The following is a 13532-nucleotide window of genomic DNA, read 5'->3' on the forward strand; positions in this document are numbered from 1 at the left end:
TCGGTGACGTCCTCCTTGACGCCCGGCACGGTGGTGAACTCGTGCAGGACACCGTCGATCCGGATGCTGGTGACAGCAGCGCCGGGGATCGAGGAGAGGAGCGTGCGGCGGAGGGAGTTACCGAGGGTGTAGCCGAAGCCCGGCTCCAGCGGCTCGATCACGAACCGGGAGCGGAACTCGTCGACGACCTCTTCGGTCAGCGACGGACGCTGAGCGATAAGCATGCTGTGGTCCTTCAGTCGTGGGCGCCCACTATTTGACGCCCCCAGATACTGACAAGGGTACGGGCGGCACGACCCGAAGGAGCCGTACCGCCCGGACCCGCGAGCTCTCCTACTTGGAGTAGAGCTCGACGATCAGCTGCTCCTGCACCTGGGTGTCGATCACCTGGCGCTCGGGCAGGGAGTGCACGAGGATCCGCAGCGTCGACGGCACAGCTTCGAGCCATGCCGGGACGGTGCGCTCGCCGGCCTCGGCCTGGGCCACCTGGAAGGGGGTCAGGGCCTTGGACTTCTTGCGGACCTCGATGACGTCGTTCACGGCGACGCGGGCCGACGGAATGTCGGTCTTCGTGCCGTTCACGGCGATGTGTCCGTGACGCACCAGCTGACGGGCGTGGTCGCGGGACTTGGCAAAGCCGGCCCGGTAGACCACGTTGTCGAGGCGGGTCTCAAGGATGCGCAGAAGGTTCTCACCGGTCTTACCGGTCTTCTGGTTCGCTTCCTTGTAGTAGTTCACGAACTGCTTCTCAAGGACACCGTAGATCCGCGAGCACTTCTGCTTCTCACGAAGCTGAAGAAGGTACTCGCTGTCCTTGGTGCGCCCGCGTCCGTGCTCACCCGGGGGGTAAGGACGGATCTCGATCGGGCACTTCGCGCTCTCGCACTTGCTGCCCTTAAGGAACAGCTTCTGCTTCTCCCGACGGCAACGCTTGCAGTCGGCCCCGGTGTATCGCGCCATTTTCCAGTTGTCTCCGTTGCTTCAGTGCGTCAGACGCGACGGCGCTTGGGCGGCCGGCATCCGTTGTGCGGAGTGGGGGTGACGTCCTGGATCGAACCGACCTCGAGGCCAGTGGCCTGGAGGGAGCGGATCGCGGTCTCGCGGCCGGAGCCCGGACCCTTGACGAAAACGTCAACCTTGCGCATGCCGTGCTCCTGCGCGCGGCGGGCGGCCGACTCGGCGGCCATCTGCGCGGCGAAGGGGGTGGACTTGCGCGAGCCCTTGAAGCCGACGTGGCCGGCAGAGGCCCAGGAGATCACGTTGCCCGAGGGGTCCGTGATCGAGACGATCGTGTTGTTGAACGTGCTCTTGATGTGCGCGTGGCCGTGAGCAACGTTCTTCTTTTCCTTGCGACGCACCTTCTTGGCTGCGCCCTGACGTCCCTTGGGGGGCATGTCTTTACTCCAGATGGAGAGGGGAGGTGATCGGTCCTACAGCGAAGACCGCTGGATGCTGCAACGGCCCGGGGATCCGGACTGTCGCAGTGCGTCCGCTGAGGACTACTTCTTGCCCGGCTTCTTCTTACCGGCGATCGCGCGACGCGGACCCTTGCGGGTACGAGCGTTCGTGCTGGTGCGCTGGCCGTGGACCGGCAGGCCGCGGCGGTGACGCAGACCCTGGTAGCAGCCGATCTCGACCTTGCGGCGGATGTCGGCCTGAATCTCGCGACGGAGGTCACCCTCGGTGCGGAGGTTGGCGTCCACGTACTCGCGGATCTTGACCAGGTCCTCTTCGGCCAGGTCGCGAACGCGCGTGTTCGGGTTCACACCCGTGGTGGCGAGGATCTCCTTGGACCGGGTGCGCCCGATACCGAAGACATAGGTGAGGGCAACCTCCACGCGCTTTTCGCGCGGGATGTCAACACCTGAAACGCGTGCCATTCAATGGCTCCAGTTGTTATTTCGGGGGTCTTCCGCAATACCACTCCCGGCCGCCGACCGTTCCCGAAAGGGAAGCGGTGGTACGTCCGGGTCCCCGGCCCCCGCCGGAGGTGTCGTCAGCCGAAGCTTGGACGGGCACTGCGTATGTACGTATTACGTGCGTCGCGCGAAGTGCTGCGAGATGCAGGGGGTCGTGCGTCAGCCCTGGCGCTGCTTGTGGCGCAGGTTGTCGCAGATGACCATGACCCGACCGTGGCGGCGGATCACCTTGCACTTGTCGCAGATCTTCTTGACGCTCGGCTTGACCTTCATGGGATGTCAGGTTCTCCGGGTCAGTGCCATCACCCCGCCGTAGCAGGGCGTGGGCAAGATCTACTTGTATCGGTAGACGATCCGGCCACGCGTCAGGTCGTACGGAGAGAGCTCCACCACGACCCGGTCATCCGGGAGGATACGGATGTAGTGCATCCGCATCTTGCCGCTGATGTGCGCGAGGACCTTGTGACCGTTCTGGAGCTCCACCTTGAACATGGCGTTCGGGAGGGACTCGATCACGGTGCCCTCAATTTCGATGGCACCTTGCTTCTTGGCCACGCTTCGCCTTTCGAATCGGCTACCTTGATCGACTCTCCGCTCCGCATGCGGACACACGGATGCACGAGAGCCGACGAGTCAGTCTACGTCAGCGGACCCCAAAAGACGAATCCGTCAAGTTTGCCCATCGGAGTAGATCCTTAGACCTGCCCGGGGGCGCGTTCTCAGCCGGTGGGGCCCCTCAGCCCAGCGGGTCCGGCGCGGCCTGGATCCCGTACTCCGCCAGCTTCGCGCGGCCGCAGTCGGGGGCCGTCAGGACCAGGGGGCCCTGCTCGGTCAGGGCGATCGAGTGCTCCCAGTGGGAGGACCAGGTGCCGTCGGTCGTGATGACCGTCCAGTCGTCCTGGAGCACCTCGGTCTGCGGCGTACCGAGCGAGACCATCGGCTCGATGGCCAGGCAGACGCCGGGAACCAGCTTGATGCCCTTGCCGCGCTTGCGCGCGACGTAGTTCAGCAGGTGCGGGTCCATGTGCATCTCGGTGCCGATGCCGTGGCCGCCGTAGTCCTCGATGATCCCGTACTTGCCGGTGGCCGGACGCGGCTGGCGGCGGATGAAGGACTCGATCGCCTTCGAGATGTCGACGAGGCGGTTGTTCACCTTCATCGCGGCGATCCCGGCCCACATGGACTCCTCGGTCACCCGGGACAGCTCGATGAGCTCCGGAGCGTGGCCGGTCCCGACGAACGCCGTGTACGCCGCGTCGCCGTGCCAGCCGTCCACGATCGCGCCGGCGTCGATGGAGATGATGTCGCCGTCCTTGAGGACGGTCTTCTCGTCCGGGATTCCGTGCACGACGACCTCGTTGACCGAGGTGCAGATGGTCGCGGGGAACCCGCCGTACCCGAGGAAGTTCGACTTCGCACCGTGGTCGGCGATCACCTTGCGTGCGACCTGGTCCAGGTCATGGGTGGTGGCGCCGGGCACCGCCGCCTCGCGGGTGGCCGCGTGAATGGCAGCGACCACCAGCCCCGCCTCACGCATCTTCGCGATCTGCTCGGGGGTCTTGATCTGCACCATTGCGCGGCGCCTCTCTGCATCGAAGGGGAACGGGTGCGGCGTACTCCACGATACGGCGCAAACAGTCGGCCGCGGCGCCCAAGGACGCCGCGGCCGTCTGTACAGGTATTACGGGGTGTTCCTCAGTCCTCGCGGTCCTTCTTGAGGGCTTCCATCGACCGCTTGGTCACGTCCTCGACCTTGCCGAGCGCCGAGATCGTGACCACCAGGCCCTGGGCCCGGTAGTAGTCGATGATCGGCTCGGTCTGGGTGTGGTAGACCTCGAGCCGCGTACGGACCGTTTCCTCGGTGTCGTCGTCGCGCTGGTACAGCTCGCCGTCGCAGGTGTCGCAGACACCCTCGGTCTTCGGCGGGTTGTACGTCACGTGGAAGACGTGCGCGCTGTCGTTGCGGCAGATACGCCGCCCCGCGATGCGCTTGACGACCTCGTCCTCGGGGACCTCCAGGTCGAGAACCGCGTCCAGCATCACGCCCTCGCCCTTGAGCATCTCGTCGAGAGCCTCGGCCTGGCCCACGTTGCGCGGGAAGCCGTCGAGCAGGAAGCCGTTCACGGCGTCCGGCTGGGACATGCGGTCCTTGGCCATCGCAATGGTGACCTCGTCCGGCACCAGCTGCCCCGCGTCCATGTAGGCGCGGGCCTGCTTGCCAAGGTCGGTGCCCTGGCTGATGTTGGCGCGGAAGAGATCGCCCGTGGAGATGTGCGGAATCGACAGGTTCTTGGCAAGGTACGCAGCCTGCGTTCCCTTGCCGGCACCGGGCGGTCCGACGAGGACGATTCGCATCAGCGGAGGAACCCTTCGTAATTGCGCTGCTGGAGCTGACTCTCAATCTGCTTCACGGTCTCCAGACCCACACCCACGATGATGAGGATGCTCGTCCCGCCGAACGGGAAGTTCTGGTTAGCGCCACCGAAGCCTGCCAACGCCATCGTCGGCACCAGAGCGATCAGACCCAGGTACAGCGAGCCCGGCCAAGTAATCCTGTTGAGCACGTAGCTCAGGTACTCGGCAGTAGGTCGACCAGCCCGGATACCCGGGATGAAGCCACCATACTTCTTCATGTTGTCGGCGACTTCCTCGGGGTTGAACGAAATCGCCACATAGAAGAAGGCGAAGAAGACGATCAACAGGAAGTACGCCGTGATGTAGTACGGGTGGTCACCCTTGACGAAGTGGTCCTTGATCCATGTGGCCCAGCCCGCAGTGGAGTTGGAGAACTGGACGACCAGGGCCGGGATGTAGAGCAGCGAAGAAGCGAAGATGACGGGAATCACACCCGCCTGATTCACCTTCAGCGGGATGTACGTGGATGTACCGCCGTACGACCTGCGGCCGATCATGCGCTTCGCGTACTGCACCGGGATACGGCGCTGGGCCTGCTCGACGAAGACCACGAGGGCCACCATGACGAAGCCGACCAGGATGACGGTGCCGAATTCGATCCAGCCGTCCGCCAGCTTGCCGCTCTGCTTGATGGCCCACAGGGCGCCGGGGAAGCTGGCGGCGATCGAGATGAACATCAGGATCGACATGCCGTTGCCGATGCCGCGGTCGGTGATGAGCTCACCGAGCCACATGACGGCAGCGGTACCCGCGGTCATGGTGATGACCATGACGACGGTCGTGAAGATCGAGTGGTTCGGCACGATCTGGTCGGCGACCGGGCAGCCGCTGAACAGCGCGCCGCTGGTGGCGGTGGCCACCAGGCCGGTGCCCTGGAGGATGGCGAGTGCGACGGTCAGATAACGCGTGTACTGCGTGATCTTGGCCTGGCCGGACTGCCCTTCCTTCTTGAGCGCCTCGAGTCGGGGAATGACCACGGTCAGCAGCTGAAGGATGATGCTGGCCGTGATGTACGGCATGATGCCGAGCGCGAAGATCGTGATCTGCAGCAGTGCACCACCGCTGAACATGTTCACCAGGCCGAAGAGGCTGTTGTTGCCCTTACTTGCCTGGTCAACACAGGTCTGGACGTTCTCGTAGCTCACTCCCGGTACCGGGATGTGCGCCCCGAGCCGGTAGAGCACGATGATGCCGAGCGTGAAGAGCAGCTTCTTGCGCAGGTCGGGCGTCTTGAACGCCCGGGCGAACGCGGTGAGCACGGTGCCTCCTGCGACCCCCGCGCAGAGCGAGAGGTGACGGTCTTGAGGATCGACAAATACGAAAGAGTCAAAGATTCCCGGGCATGCGCCCAGGGGTTACCACAGCAACAGTGCACGCCACCTTACCGGCGACCATGCCCCCCTAGGAACGACCAACCGGGGATGCCCCAAATAAGAGGCATCCCCGGTCGGATGTTCAAGCCATCGAGTTGTCCGAGTTGTCTCAGACGAGCTCAGTGACGGTGCCGCCGGCGGCGGCAATCTTCTCCTTGGCGGAGCCGGAGACGGCGTCAACCGAAACCTGCAGCGCCACGGAGATCTCGCCCTGTCCGAGGACCTTGACGAGGTGGTTGTTGCGCACCGCACCCTTGGCGACCAGGTCGGCCACGGTGACCTCTCCACCCTCGGGGTAGAGCGTCGCGAGCTTGTCCAGGTTCACGACCTGGTACTCGGTGCGGAACGGGTTCTTGAAGCCCTTGAGCTTCGGGAGACGCATGTGGAGGGGCATCTGGCCACCCTCGAAGCGCTCCGGAACCTGGTAGCGGGCCTTCGTGCCCTTGGTACCACGACCAGCGGTCTTACCCTTGGACGCCTCACCACGACCCACACGGGTCTTGGCGGTCTTGGCGCCCGGGGCAGGCCGGAGGTCGTGGGCCTTCAGCGGGTTGTTCTCCGCCATGTCAGTCGACCTCCTCAACCGTCACGAGGTGGCGGACGGTGTGAGCCATGCCGCGGAACTCGGGGCGGTCCTCCTTGACAACCACGTCGTTCAGGCGCTTGAGCCCGAGCGAACGCAGGGTGTCGCGGTGGTTCTGCTTGCTGCCGATGTACGACTTCGTCTGCGTGATCTTGAGGCGAGCCATTACGCACCCGCTCCCGCACGTGCACGAAGCAGAGCCGCGGGGGCGACGTCCTCGAGCGGCAGACCACGGCGAGCCGCGATCTCCTCGGGACGCTGCAGGCCCTTGAGGGCCTCCACGGTCGCGTGCACGATGTTGATCGCGTTGTCGGAGCCGAGCGACTTCGACAGGATGTCGTGAACGCCGGCGCACTCCAGAACGGCGCGCACCGGGCCACCGGCGATAACACCGGTACCGGGGGAAGCAGGCTTCAGCAGGACGACGCCCGCAGCCTTCTCGCCCTGGATCGGGTGAGGAATGGTGCCCTGGATACGCGGAACCTTGAAGAAGTTCTTCTTGGCTTCTTCCACGCCCTTGGCAATGGCCGCGGGAACTTCCTTGGCCTTGCCGTAACCGACACCGACGGTGCCGTCACCATCGCCCACCACGACCAGCGCGGTGAAGCTGAAGCGACGACCACCCTTCACAACCTTGGCGACGCGGTTGATCGCGACAACGCGCTCAACGTACGCGGTCTTCTCGGCGGCAGCTGCGCCGCCGTCACGGCCCTTCCGGTCCCGCCGCTCGCCGCCACCGGCACCGCTTCCGCGGCGCTGGGGTCCAGCCATTGGATTTACCTCTCTCTGTTACGTCCGCTGTGCGTAGGAACCGGGGCTTAGAACTTCAGCCCGGCTTCACGGGCGGCGTCAGCCAGAGCGGCAATCCGCCCGGCGTACTGGTTGCCACCGCGGTCAAACACGACGGCCTCGACGCCTGCGGCCTTGGCACGCTCAGCGACCAGGGCGCCGACCTGCTTGGCCTGGGCGCTCTTGTCACCCTCGCCACCACGGATGGACACGTCCAGGGTCGACGCCGACGCGAGCGTGTGGCCCGCGATGTCGTCGATGACCTGAGCGACCATGTGGCGGTTGGAACGCGTCACGACCAAGCGCGGACGCTCCGGCGAACCGGAGATGTGCTTGCGGACGCGGATGTGGCGACGCTTGAGGGCGGCACGCTTGTAGGCGTCGCCCTTGGCGATCTTCACGCCGTATGCCATGGCTACTTACCAGCCTTTCCGACCTTGCGGCGGATGACCTCGCCGGCGTACTTGACGCCCTTGGCCTTGTACGGGTCAGGCTTCCGCAGCTTGCGGATCTTGGCCGCGGTCTCGCCGACCTTCTGCTTGTCGATGCCCTCGACGGAGAACTTCGTGGGGGACTCCACCTTGAAGGTGATGCCCTCCGGGGCCTCGATCAGGATCGGGTGGCTGTAGCCCAGGGCGAACTCCAGGTTGGAGCCCTTCGCCTGGACGCGGTAACCGACACCACTGATCTCGAGCGCCTTGGTGTATCCCTGGGTCACACCGGTGATCATGTTCGCCACCAGCGTGCGGGACAGGCCGTGGAGGGCCTTGTTCTGACGCTCGTCGTTCGGGCGGACGACGTTCAGGACGCCGTCCTCACCCTTGGTGACCTCGATCGGCGACGCGACGGTGTGGGTGAGGGTGCCCTTGGGGCCCTTCACCGCGACCGTGCGGCCATCGATGGTGACGTCCACACCGGCGGGAACCTGGATGGGGAGCTTGCCGATTCGCGACATGAGCTATTCCTCCGTTCCCGACTACCAGACGTAGGCGAGGACTTCCCCACCTACGCCCTTCTTCTGAGCCTGCTGGCCGGTCAGGAGACCGTGGGACGTGGAGATGATCGCCACGCCCAGGCCGCCGAGGACCTTCGGCAGGTTGGTGGACTTTGCGTAGACACGCAGACCCGGCTTCGAAATGCGCTTGATGCCGGCGATCGAACGCTCGCGGTTCGGGCCGAACTTCAGCTCGAGGACGAGGTTCTTGCCGACCTCGGCGTCCTCGACCTTCCAGCCGGTGATGAAGCCCTCCTGCTGGAGGATCTCCGCGATGTGCGACTTGATCTTGCTGTGCGGCATCACGACGGAGTCGTGGTATGCCGAGTTCGCGTTACGCAGACGCGTGAGCATGTCTGCGATGGGATCAGTCATGGTCATGAATTGGCCTTCGGCCTCTCTCGCCGGGGTTTCCTGTATGCGCCATCCCTCTCCCCACTCAGTGGCGGGACGGGTGCGGTGCGGGGACCTACGGCGTAGTAAGTCGGTCCAGGGCGGCAGGCGCCCAACCCTTCAAGCCTACGGCATGAAGAGCCGGACTCCTGCCGACCAGATGCTTACCGAGAGCTTCCGGGTAGTTCCAACGCCCAGAGGGCGAAGGAGATTTACCAGGAACTCTTGGTCACGCCCGGCAGCTCGCCACGGTGAGCCATCTCACGAAGGCACACGCGGCACAGGCCGAACTTGCGGTAGACGGAGTGGGGCCGGCCGCAGCGCTGGCAGCGGGTGTACCCGCGGACGCCGAACTTCGGCTTACGGGCGGCCTTAGCGATCAGAGCCTTCTTCGCCACGGTCAGTTCTCCTTGAACGGGAAGCCGAGGTGACGAAGGAGGGCACGACCCTCGTCGTCATTGGTCGCCGTGGTGACCACGGTGATGTCCATGCCCCGGACCCGGTCGATCTTGTCCTGGTCGATCTCGTGGAACATGACCTGCTCCGTGAGACCGAAGGTGTAGTTGCCACGGCCGTCGAACTGCTTCGGCGACAGGCCACGGAAGTCACGGATACGCGGCAGCGCGAGCGACAGCGTACGGTCCAGGAACTCCCACATCCGGTCACCGCGGAGGGTGACGTGGCAGCCGATCGGCTGACCCTCGCGCAGCTTGAACTGCGCGATGGACTTGCGGGCCTTGGTGACGGCCGGCTTCTGGCCCGTGATCGTGGTGAGGTCGCGCACGGCGCCATCGATCAGCTTGGAGTCGCGGGCGGCGTCGCCCACACCCATGTTGACCACGATCTTGACCAGACCGGGAATCTGCATGACGTTCTCGTACGAGAACTCCTCACGCAGCTTGCCGGCGATTTCCTCGCGGTAGCGCGTCTTGAGACGCGGCGCAGTGGTGGCAGTCATCAGATGTCCTCACCGGTCCGCTTGGCAACGCGGATCTTGTTGCCCTCGTCGTCAAAGCGGTAGCCGACGCGGGTGACGACCTTCTTGCCGTCCTTCTCCACAACCAGCTGAACGTTGCTGACGTGAATCGGGGCCTCAGTGGTGACGATGCCGCCGGTCTGCGAACCGCGAGCCGTCTGACCGGCCTTGGTGTGCTTCTTGACCCGGTTGACACCCTCGACGAGGACACGGTCCTGAGCAGGGTAGGCAACGATGACCTTGCCCTGCTTGCCCTTGTCCTTACCGGTGATGACCTGAACCAGGTCGCCCTTCTTGATCTTCATGCTTACAGCACCTCCGGCGCGAGCGAGATGATCTTCATGAACTTCTTCTCGCGCAGCTCACGGCCCACCGGGCCGAAGATACGGGTGCCGCGGGGGTCGCCGTCGTTCTTCAGAATGACGGCGGCGTTCTCGTCGAAGCGGATGTACGAGCCATCCTGACGACGACGCTCCTTGACGGTGCGAACGATGACGGCCTTGACGACGTCACCCTTCTTCACGTTGCCACCGGGGATCGCGTCCTTGACGGTGGCGACGATGACGTCACCGATGCCCGCGTAGCGGCGACCCGAACCACCGAGAACACGGATGGTGAGGATTTCCTTCGCACCCGTGTTGTCGGCGACGCGAAGTCGCGACTCCTGCTGGATCACGTCTATCTCCTGATCGTCTGCCGGTTCCCGGTGGGGTTCGAACCCTGAACGGGTCGAACCCCACCGAGCCTGGCGGAACTTGCCTGAGGGGAATGCCCCTCAGGAATTACTTGGCCTTCTCGAGGATCTCGACGACGCGCCAGCGCTTCGTCGCAGACAGCGGCCGGGTCTCCATGAGGAGGACACGGTCGCCGACGCCCGCAGCGTTCTGCTCGTCGTGAGCCTTCAGCTTGTTCGTACGGCGGATGACCTTGCCGTACAGGGCGTGCTTCACGCGGTCCTCGACAGCGACGACGACAGTCTTGTCCATCTTGTCGCTGACGACGAGACCCTCACGGGTCTTGCGGAAACCGCGGTCGGTGTTCGTCTCAGTCACAGTCTTCTCGCTCATCAGGCGCTCTCCACCGTCTCGATGCCCAGCTCGCGCTCGCGCATCAGGGTGTAGATCCGGGCGATGTCCTTACGGACGGACTTGAGCCGACCGTGGTTCTCGAGCTGCCCGGTCGCCGCCTGGAAGCGGAGGTTGAACAGCTCTTCCTTGGCCTCGCGGAGCTTGTTGAGCAGCTCCTCGTTGCCCAGCTCGCGCAGCTCGGACGCCTTGGTTCCGGCCGACATCACGCCTCACCTGCCTCGCGCCGAACGATGCGGCACTTCATCGGAAGCTTGTGAGCAGCGCGGGTGAGCGCCTCACGAGCAATCTTCTCGTTCGGGTAGGACAGTTCGAACATCACCCGACCCGGCTTGACGTTCGCGATCCACCACTCGGGAGAACCCTTACCGGAACCCATGCGGGTCTCGGCGGGCTTCTTCGTCAGGGGACGGTCCGGGTAGATGTTGATCCAGACCTTGCCGCCACGCTTGATGTGGCGGGTCATCGCGATACGAGCTGCCTCGATCTGGCGGTTCGTCACGTACGCCGGGGTCAGCGCCTGGATGCCGTACTCGCCGAACGCAACCTGCGTGCCACCCTTGGACATACCGCTGCGCTTCGGGTGGTGCTGCTTGCGGTGCTTGACCCTACGGGGGATCAGCATTTCGGTCAGGCCTCCGTTCCGGTGCTCTCAGCCGGAGCAGCGGCGGCGGGAGCGTCGGCCTTGGAGGCCTCCGCTGCCGGCGCGGACTGCTGCGGCTTACGACCGCGACCGCCACGCTCGCCACCGCGGCCACCGCGGCCGGCCGGACGGTCAGCGCCGCCACGGGCCGGGCGGTTGCCTGCGCGGGCAGCAGCGTTCTCGGCGCGGACCTCGGCGATGTTCTTGACGTCGCCCTTGTAGATCCAGACCTTCACACCGATGCGGCCGAAGGTCGTCTTGGCCTCGAAGAAGCCGTAGTCGACGTTCGCGCGGAGCGTGTGCAGGGGCACACGGCCCTCGCGGTAGAACTCCGAGCGGGACATCTCGGCGCCGCCGAGGCGGCCACCGCACTGGATCTTGATGCCCTTGGCGCCGGCCTTCATCGAGCTCTGCATGCTCTTGCGCATCGCACGACGGAAGGAGACGCGGGAGGAGAGCTGCTCGGCGACGGCCTGGGCCACCAGCTGAGCGTCCACCTCGGGGTTCTTGACCTCGAGGATGTTCAGCTGGACCTGCTTGCCGGTCAGCTTCTCCAGCTCGCCACGGATGCGGTCGGCCTCGGCGCCACGGCGACCGATGACGATGCCCGGGCGGGCGGTGTGGATGTCAACGCGGACGCGGTCGCGGGTGCGCTCGATCTCAACCTTCGAGATGCCGGCCCGCTCCATGCCCTTCGTCATCATGCGACGAATGGCGACGTCTTCCTTGACGTAGTCCTTGTACAGCTTGTCGGCGTACCAACGGGACTTGAAGTCCGTGGTAATGCCGAGCCGGAACCCGTGCGGGTTTACCTTCTGGCCCATTACCGGGTTCCTTCCTTGCTGCTGACGACCACGGTGATGTGGCTGGTCCGCTTACGGATCCGGTAGGCACGGCCCTGAGCACGCGGACGGAACCGCTTCAGGGTCGGGCCCTCGTCCACGTACGCCTCGCTGATGATCAGCGAAGAGGCGTCGGTGTGGTCGTAGTTGTGTGCGGCGTTGGCAATGGCACTGTCCAGCACCTTGCCAACCGGCACGCTCGCGGCCTGCGGGGCGAAACGCAGGACCGCCTGAGCCTCCGTGGCGTCCATGCCACGGATGAGGTCCACCACGCGGCGGGCCTTCATGGGCGTGACGCGGATGTACCGCGCCTGGGCCCTGGCTTCCATGGTTGTCCCTTCGGTGTAAGTCATAGTCGTTCCACCCCGCGGTTAGCGGCGCTTCGACTTCCGGTCGTCCTTGACGTGGCCGCGGAAGGTGCGAGTCGGCGAGAACTCGCCGAGCTTGTGGCCGACCATCGACTCGGTGACGAACACCGGGACGTGGATCTTGCCGTTGTGCACCGCGATGGTGTGACCCAGCATGGCCGGGACGATCATCGAGCGACGGGACCAGGTCTTGATGACGTTCTTGGTGCCTGCCTCGTTCTGTACGTCCACCTTCTTGATGAGGTGGCCGTCGACGAAGGGCCCCTTCTTGAGACTGCGCGGCATCTAAACCCGCTCCTAGCGCTTCTTGTTCGTCTTGCGGCGGCGGACGATGTACTTGCTCGATGCCTTCTTCGGCGAGCGAGTACGACCCTCCTTCTGACCCCACGGCGAGACCGGGTGGCGACCACCGGAGGTCTTGCCCTCACCACCACCGTGCGGGTGGTCAACCGGGTTCATCGCGACACCGCGGACGGTCGGGCGAACGCCCTTCCAGCGCATGCGTCCGGCCTTGCCCCAGTTGATGTTCGACTGCTCGGCGTTGCCGACCTCGCCGATCGTGGCGCGGCAGCGGGCGTCGACCAGGCGGATCTCACCCGACGGCATACGAAGGTGGGCCATGGTGCCCTCCTTCGCCAGCAGCTGCACGGAGGCACCCGCGGAACGGGCGAACTTCGCGCCGCCGCCGGGCCGCAGCTCGATGGCGTGGATGGTCGTACCGACCGGGATGTTGCGCAGCGCCAGGTTGTTACCGGGCTTGATGTCGGCCGTCGGGCCGTTCTCGACCCGGTCGCCCTGCGTCAGTCCACGCGGCGCGATGATGTAGCGCTTCTCGCCGTCCGCGTAGTGCAGGAGCGCGATGCGCGCGGTGCGGTTCGGGTCGTACTCGATGTGCGCGACCTTGGCCGGCACGCCGTCCTTGTCGTGACGACGGAAGTCGATCACTCGGTAGGCGCGCTTGTGGCCACCGCCCTGGTGGCGAACGGTCACACGACCGGCGTTGTTACGGCCGCCCTTGCTGTGCAGGGGGCGGACCAGCGACTTCTCCGGCGTGGACCGCGTGATCTCGACAAAGTCGGCGACGCTGGAGCCACGACGGCCCGGGGTCGTCGGCTTGTACTTGCGGATACCCATTTCTCAGTCCTCGTCCGA

At 65.1% G+C, this 13532-nt stretch carries 25 protein-coding genes and 1 pseudogene; all 26 read right to left on the reverse strand.

The genetic code is table 11. The features are described 5' to 3' along the window. Positions 1-224 (reverse strand): annotated as a pseudogene (locus ACFU8W_RS43145) (DNA-directed RNA polymerase subunit alpha); the annotation flags it as partial. Positions 225-333: 109 nt separating this feature from the next. Continuing rightward, on the reverse strand, positions 334-960 hold the full coding sequence (rpsD, locus tag ACFU8W_RS43150) for a 30S ribosomal protein S4 (RefSeq protein WP_345514969.1): 627 nt from the start codon (positions 958-960) through the stop codon (positions 334-336). Positions 961-989: 29 nt separating this feature from the next. Beyond that, positions 990-1394: a 30S ribosomal protein S11 gene (gene rpsK, locus ACFU8W_RS43155; protein ID WP_003956432.1), complete on the reverse strand. Its 405-nt coding sequence runs from the start codon at positions 1392-1394 to the stop codon at positions 990-992. A 105-nt stretch (positions 1395-1499) separates the two neighbouring features. Beyond that, the gene (rpsM, locus tag ACFU8W_RS43160; protein ID WP_018519286.1) at positions 1500-1880 is read right to left on the reverse strand and encodes a 30S ribosomal protein S13; all 381 of its coding nucleotides are present in this window, start codon (positions 1878-1880) and stop codon (positions 1500-1502) included. A gap of 198 nt (positions 1881-2078) precedes the next feature. After that, positions 2079-2192 carry a 50S ribosomal protein L36 gene (gene rpmJ, locus ACFU8W_RS43165; RefSeq protein WP_003956441.1) on the reverse strand — a complete coding sequence of 38 codons (114 nt, stop codon included), beginning with the start codon at positions 2190-2192 and terminating at the stop codon, positions 2079-2081. A 60-nt stretch (positions 2193-2252) separates the two neighbouring features. Continuing rightward, complete coding sequence (gene infA / locus ACFU8W_RS43170) at positions 2253-2474, reverse strand: translation initiation factor IF-1 (protein ID WP_003956442.1); 222 nt, start codon at positions 2472-2474, stop codon at positions 2253-2255. Positions 2475-2655: 181 nt separating this feature from the next. Continuing rightward, the gene (gene map, locus ACFU8W_RS43175) at positions 2656-3492 is read right to left on the reverse strand and encodes a type I methionyl aminopeptidase (RefSeq protein WP_345514968.1); all 837 of its coding nucleotides are present in this window, start codon (positions 3490-3492) and stop codon (positions 2656-2658) included. Positions 3493-3614: 122 nt separating this feature from the next. Then, positions 3615-4274, reverse strand: a complete 660-nt coding sequence (locus ACFU8W_RS43180) for an adenylate kinase (RefSeq protein WP_345514967.1) — start codon at positions 4272-4274, stop codon at positions 3615-3617. Further along, positions 4274-5593, reverse strand: coding sequence for a preprotein translocase subunit SecY (gene secY, locus ACFU8W_RS43185; protein WP_345514965.1), 1320 nt, complete (start codon positions 5591-5593; stop codon positions 4274-4276). Before secY ends, ACFU8W_RS43180 begins: the two co-directional genes overlap by 1 nt. 223 nt (positions 5594-5816) lie before the next feature. After that, entirely contained in the window at positions 5817-6272 is a 456-nt protein-coding gene (rplO, locus tag ACFU8W_RS43190; protein ID WP_037688017.1) for a 50S ribosomal protein L15, read from the reverse strand. 1 nt (position 6273) lies between these two features. Beyond that, positions 6274-6456 carry a 50S ribosomal protein L30 gene (gene rpmD, locus ACFU8W_RS43195; RefSeq protein WP_030914154.1) on the reverse strand — a complete coding sequence of 61 codons (183 nt, stop codon included), beginning with the start codon at positions 6454-6456 and terminating at the stop codon, positions 6274-6276. After that, a complete protein-coding gene (gene rpsE, locus ACFU8W_RS43200) occupies positions 6456-7061 on the reverse strand; it encodes a 30S ribosomal protein S5 (RefSeq protein WP_072485533.1) in 606 nt (201 codons plus the stop codon). Before rpsE ends, rpmD begins: the two co-directional genes overlap by 1 nt. A gap of 47 nt (positions 7062-7108) precedes the next feature. Next, a complete protein-coding gene (gene rplR / locus ACFU8W_RS43205; RefSeq protein ID WP_030914149.1) occupies positions 7109-7492 on the reverse strand; it encodes a 50S ribosomal protein L18 in 384 nt (127 codons plus the stop codon). Between the two features lie 2 nt (positions 7493-7494). Next, positions 7495-8034 (reverse strand): 50S ribosomal protein L6, encoded by a 540-nt coding sequence (gene rplF / locus ACFU8W_RS43210; protein ID WP_093897252.1) that lies wholly within the window; start codon positions 8032-8034, stop codon positions 7495-7497. Between the two features lie 21 nt (positions 8035-8055). Beyond that, a complete protein-coding gene (gene rpsH, locus ACFU8W_RS43215) occupies positions 8056-8454 on the reverse strand; it encodes a 30S ribosomal protein S8 (protein ID WP_005313538.1) in 399 nt (132 codons plus the stop codon). 224 nt (positions 8455-8678) lie between these two features. Beyond that, positions 8679-8864 (reverse strand): type Z 30S ribosomal protein S14, encoded by a 186-nt coding sequence (locus tag ACFU8W_RS43220; protein ID WP_003948630.1) that lies wholly within the window; start codon positions 8862-8864, stop codon positions 8679-8681. A gap of 2 nt (positions 8865-8866) precedes the next feature. Next, positions 8867-9424: a 50S ribosomal protein L5 gene (gene rplE / locus ACFU8W_RS43225; RefSeq protein WP_037688009.1), complete on the reverse strand. Its 558-nt coding sequence runs from the start codon at positions 9422-9424 to the stop codon at positions 8867-8869. Next, positions 9424-9747, reverse strand: a complete 324-nt coding sequence (gene rplX / locus ACFU8W_RS43230; RefSeq protein WP_073786786.1) for a 50S ribosomal protein L24 — start codon at positions 9745-9747, stop codon at positions 9424-9426. The genes rplE and rplX overlap by 1 nt, the downstream gene beginning before the upstream one ends. 2 nt (positions 9748-9749) lie before the next feature. Continuing rightward, complete coding sequence (gene rplN, locus ACFU8W_RS43235; protein WP_003966950.1) at positions 9750-10118, reverse strand: 50S ribosomal protein L14; 369 nt, start codon at positions 10116-10118, stop codon at positions 9750-9752. Between the two features lie 106 nt (positions 10119-10224). Beyond that, positions 10225-10509: a 30S ribosomal protein S17 gene (rpsQ, locus tag ACFU8W_RS43240; protein ID WP_030977953.1), complete on the reverse strand. Its 285-nt coding sequence runs from the start codon at positions 10507-10509 to the stop codon at positions 10225-10227. Further along, entirely contained in the window at positions 10509-10733 is a 225-nt protein-coding gene (rpmC, locus tag ACFU8W_RS43245) for a 50S ribosomal protein L29 (RefSeq protein WP_015035581.1), read from the reverse strand. Before rpmC ends, rpsQ begins: the two co-directional genes overlap by 1 nt. Then, positions 10733-11152 (reverse strand): 50S ribosomal protein L16, encoded by a 420-nt coding sequence (gene rplP / locus ACFU8W_RS43250; RefSeq protein ID WP_072485538.1) that lies wholly within the window; start codon positions 11150-11152, stop codon positions 10733-10735. Before rplP ends, rpmC begins: the two co-directional genes overlap by 1 nt. 5 nt (positions 11153-11157) lie before the next feature. After that, a complete protein-coding gene (rpsC, locus tag ACFU8W_RS43255; protein WP_384050085.1) occupies positions 11158-11994 on the reverse strand; it encodes a 30S ribosomal protein S3 in 837 nt (278 codons plus the stop codon). Next, complete coding sequence (gene rplV, locus ACFU8W_RS43260) at positions 11994-12341, reverse strand: 50S ribosomal protein L22 (RefSeq protein ID WP_030351438.1); 348 nt, start codon at positions 12339-12341, stop codon at positions 11994-11996. The genes rpsC and rplV overlap by 1 nt, the downstream gene beginning before the upstream one ends. A 42-nt stretch (positions 12342-12383) precedes the next feature. Continuing rightward, complete coding sequence (gene rpsS / locus ACFU8W_RS43265) at positions 12384-12665, reverse strand: 30S ribosomal protein S19 (RefSeq protein ID WP_003966956.1); 282 nt, start codon at positions 12663-12665, stop codon at positions 12384-12386. 12 nt (positions 12666-12677) lie between these two features. Next, positions 12678-13514 (reverse strand): 50S ribosomal protein L2, encoded by an 837-nt coding sequence (gene rplB / locus ACFU8W_RS43270; RefSeq protein ID WP_266982598.1) that lies wholly within the window; start codon positions 13512-13514, stop codon positions 12678-12680. Between the last annotated feature and the right edge of the window lie 18 nt (positions 13515-13532).

The organism is Streptomyces sp. NPDC057565, assembly GCF_042801455.1.
Lineage (GTDB): Bacteria > Actinomycetota > Actinomycetes > Streptomycetales > Streptomycetaceae > Streptomyces > Streptomyces yanii.

What these genes read in the sequence shown, in the direction of transcription:
- rpsH (WP_005313538.1), bottom strand. Translation starts at nt 8,454, where the DNA reads ATGACCATGACTGATCCCATCGCAGACATGCTCACGCGTCTGCGTAAC.
- rplO (WP_037688017.1), bottom strand. Translation starts at nt 6,272, where the DNA reads ATGGCGGAGAACAACCCGCTGAAGGCCCACGACCTCCGGCCTGCCCCG.
- ACFU8W_RS43180 (WP_345514967.1), bottom strand. Translation starts at nt 4,274, where the DNA reads ATGCGAATCGTCCTCGTCGGACCGCCCGGTGCCGGCAAGGGAACGCAG.
- rplE (WP_037688009.1), bottom strand. Translation starts at nt 9,424, where the DNA reads ATGACTGCCACCACTGCGCCGCGTCTCAAGACGCGCTACCGCGAGGAA.
- rpsD (WP_345514969.1), bottom strand. Translation starts at nt 960, where the DNA reads ATGGCGCGATACACCGGGGCCGACTGCAAGCGTTGCCGTCGGGAGAAG.
- rplP (WP_072485538.1), bottom strand. Translation starts at nt 11,152, where the DNA reads ATGCTGATCCCCCGTAGGGTCAAGCACCGCAAGCAGCACCACCCGAAG.
- rplV (WP_030351438.1), bottom strand. Translation starts at nt 12,341, where the DNA reads ATGGAAGCCAGGGCCCAGGCGCGGTACATCCGCGTCACGCCCATGAAG.
- rplF (WP_093897252.1), bottom strand. Translation starts at nt 8,034, where the DNA reads ATGTCGCGAATCGGCAAGCTCCCCATCCAGGTTCCCGCCGGTGTGGAC.
- rpsQ (WP_030977953.1), bottom strand. Translation starts at nt 10,509, where the DNA reads ATGAGCGAGAAGACTGTGACTGAGACGAACACCGACCGCGGTTTCCGC.
- rplB (WP_266982598.1), bottom strand. Translation starts at nt 13,514, where the DNA reads ATGGGTATCCGCAAGTACAAGCCGACGACCCCGGGCCGTCGTGGCTCC.
- rplX (WP_073786786.1), bottom strand. Translation starts at nt 9,747, where the DNA reads ATGAAGATCAAGAAGGGCGACCTGGTTCAGGTCATCACCGGTAAGGAC.
- rpsC (WP_384050085.1), bottom strand. Translation starts at nt 11,994, where the DNA reads ATGGGCCAGAAGGTAAACCCGCACGGGTTCCGGCTCGGCATTACCACG.
- rpmD (WP_030914154.1), bottom strand. Translation starts at nt 6,456, where the DNA reads ATGGCTCGCCTCAAGATCACGCAGACGAAGTCGTACATCGGCAGCAAG.
- rplR (WP_030914149.1), bottom strand. Translation starts at nt 7,492, where the DNA reads ATGGCATACGGCGTGAAGATCGCCAAGGGCGACGCCTACAAGCGTGCC.
- rpmC (WP_015035581.1), bottom strand. Translation starts at nt 10,733, where the DNA reads ATGTCGGCCGGAACCAAGGCGTCCGAGCTGCGCGAGCTGGGCAACGAG.
- rpsM (WP_018519286.1), bottom strand. Translation starts at nt 1,880, where the DNA reads ATGGCACGCGTTTCAGGTGTTGACATCCCGCGCGAAAAGCGCGTGGAG.
- rpsE (WP_072485533.1), bottom strand. Translation starts at nt 7,061, where the DNA reads ATGGCTGGACCCCAGCGCCGCGGAAGCGGTGCCGGTGGCGGCGAGCGG.
- rpsS (WP_003966956.1), bottom strand. Translation starts at nt 12,665, where the DNA reads ATGCCGCGCAGTCTCAAGAAGGGGCCCTTCGTCGACGGCCACCTCATC.
- rpmJ (WP_003956441.1), bottom strand. Translation starts at nt 2,192, where the DNA reads ATGAAGGTCAAGCCGAGCGTCAAGAAGATCTGCGACAAGTGCAAGGTG.
- rpsK (WP_003956432.1), bottom strand. Translation starts at nt 1,394, where the DNA reads ATGCCCCCCAAGGGACGTCAGGGCGCAGCCAAGAAGGTGCGTCGCAAG.
- map (WP_345514968.1), bottom strand. Translation starts at nt 3,492, where the DNA reads ATGGTGCAGATCAAGACCCCCGAGCAGATCGCGAAGATGCGTGAGGCG.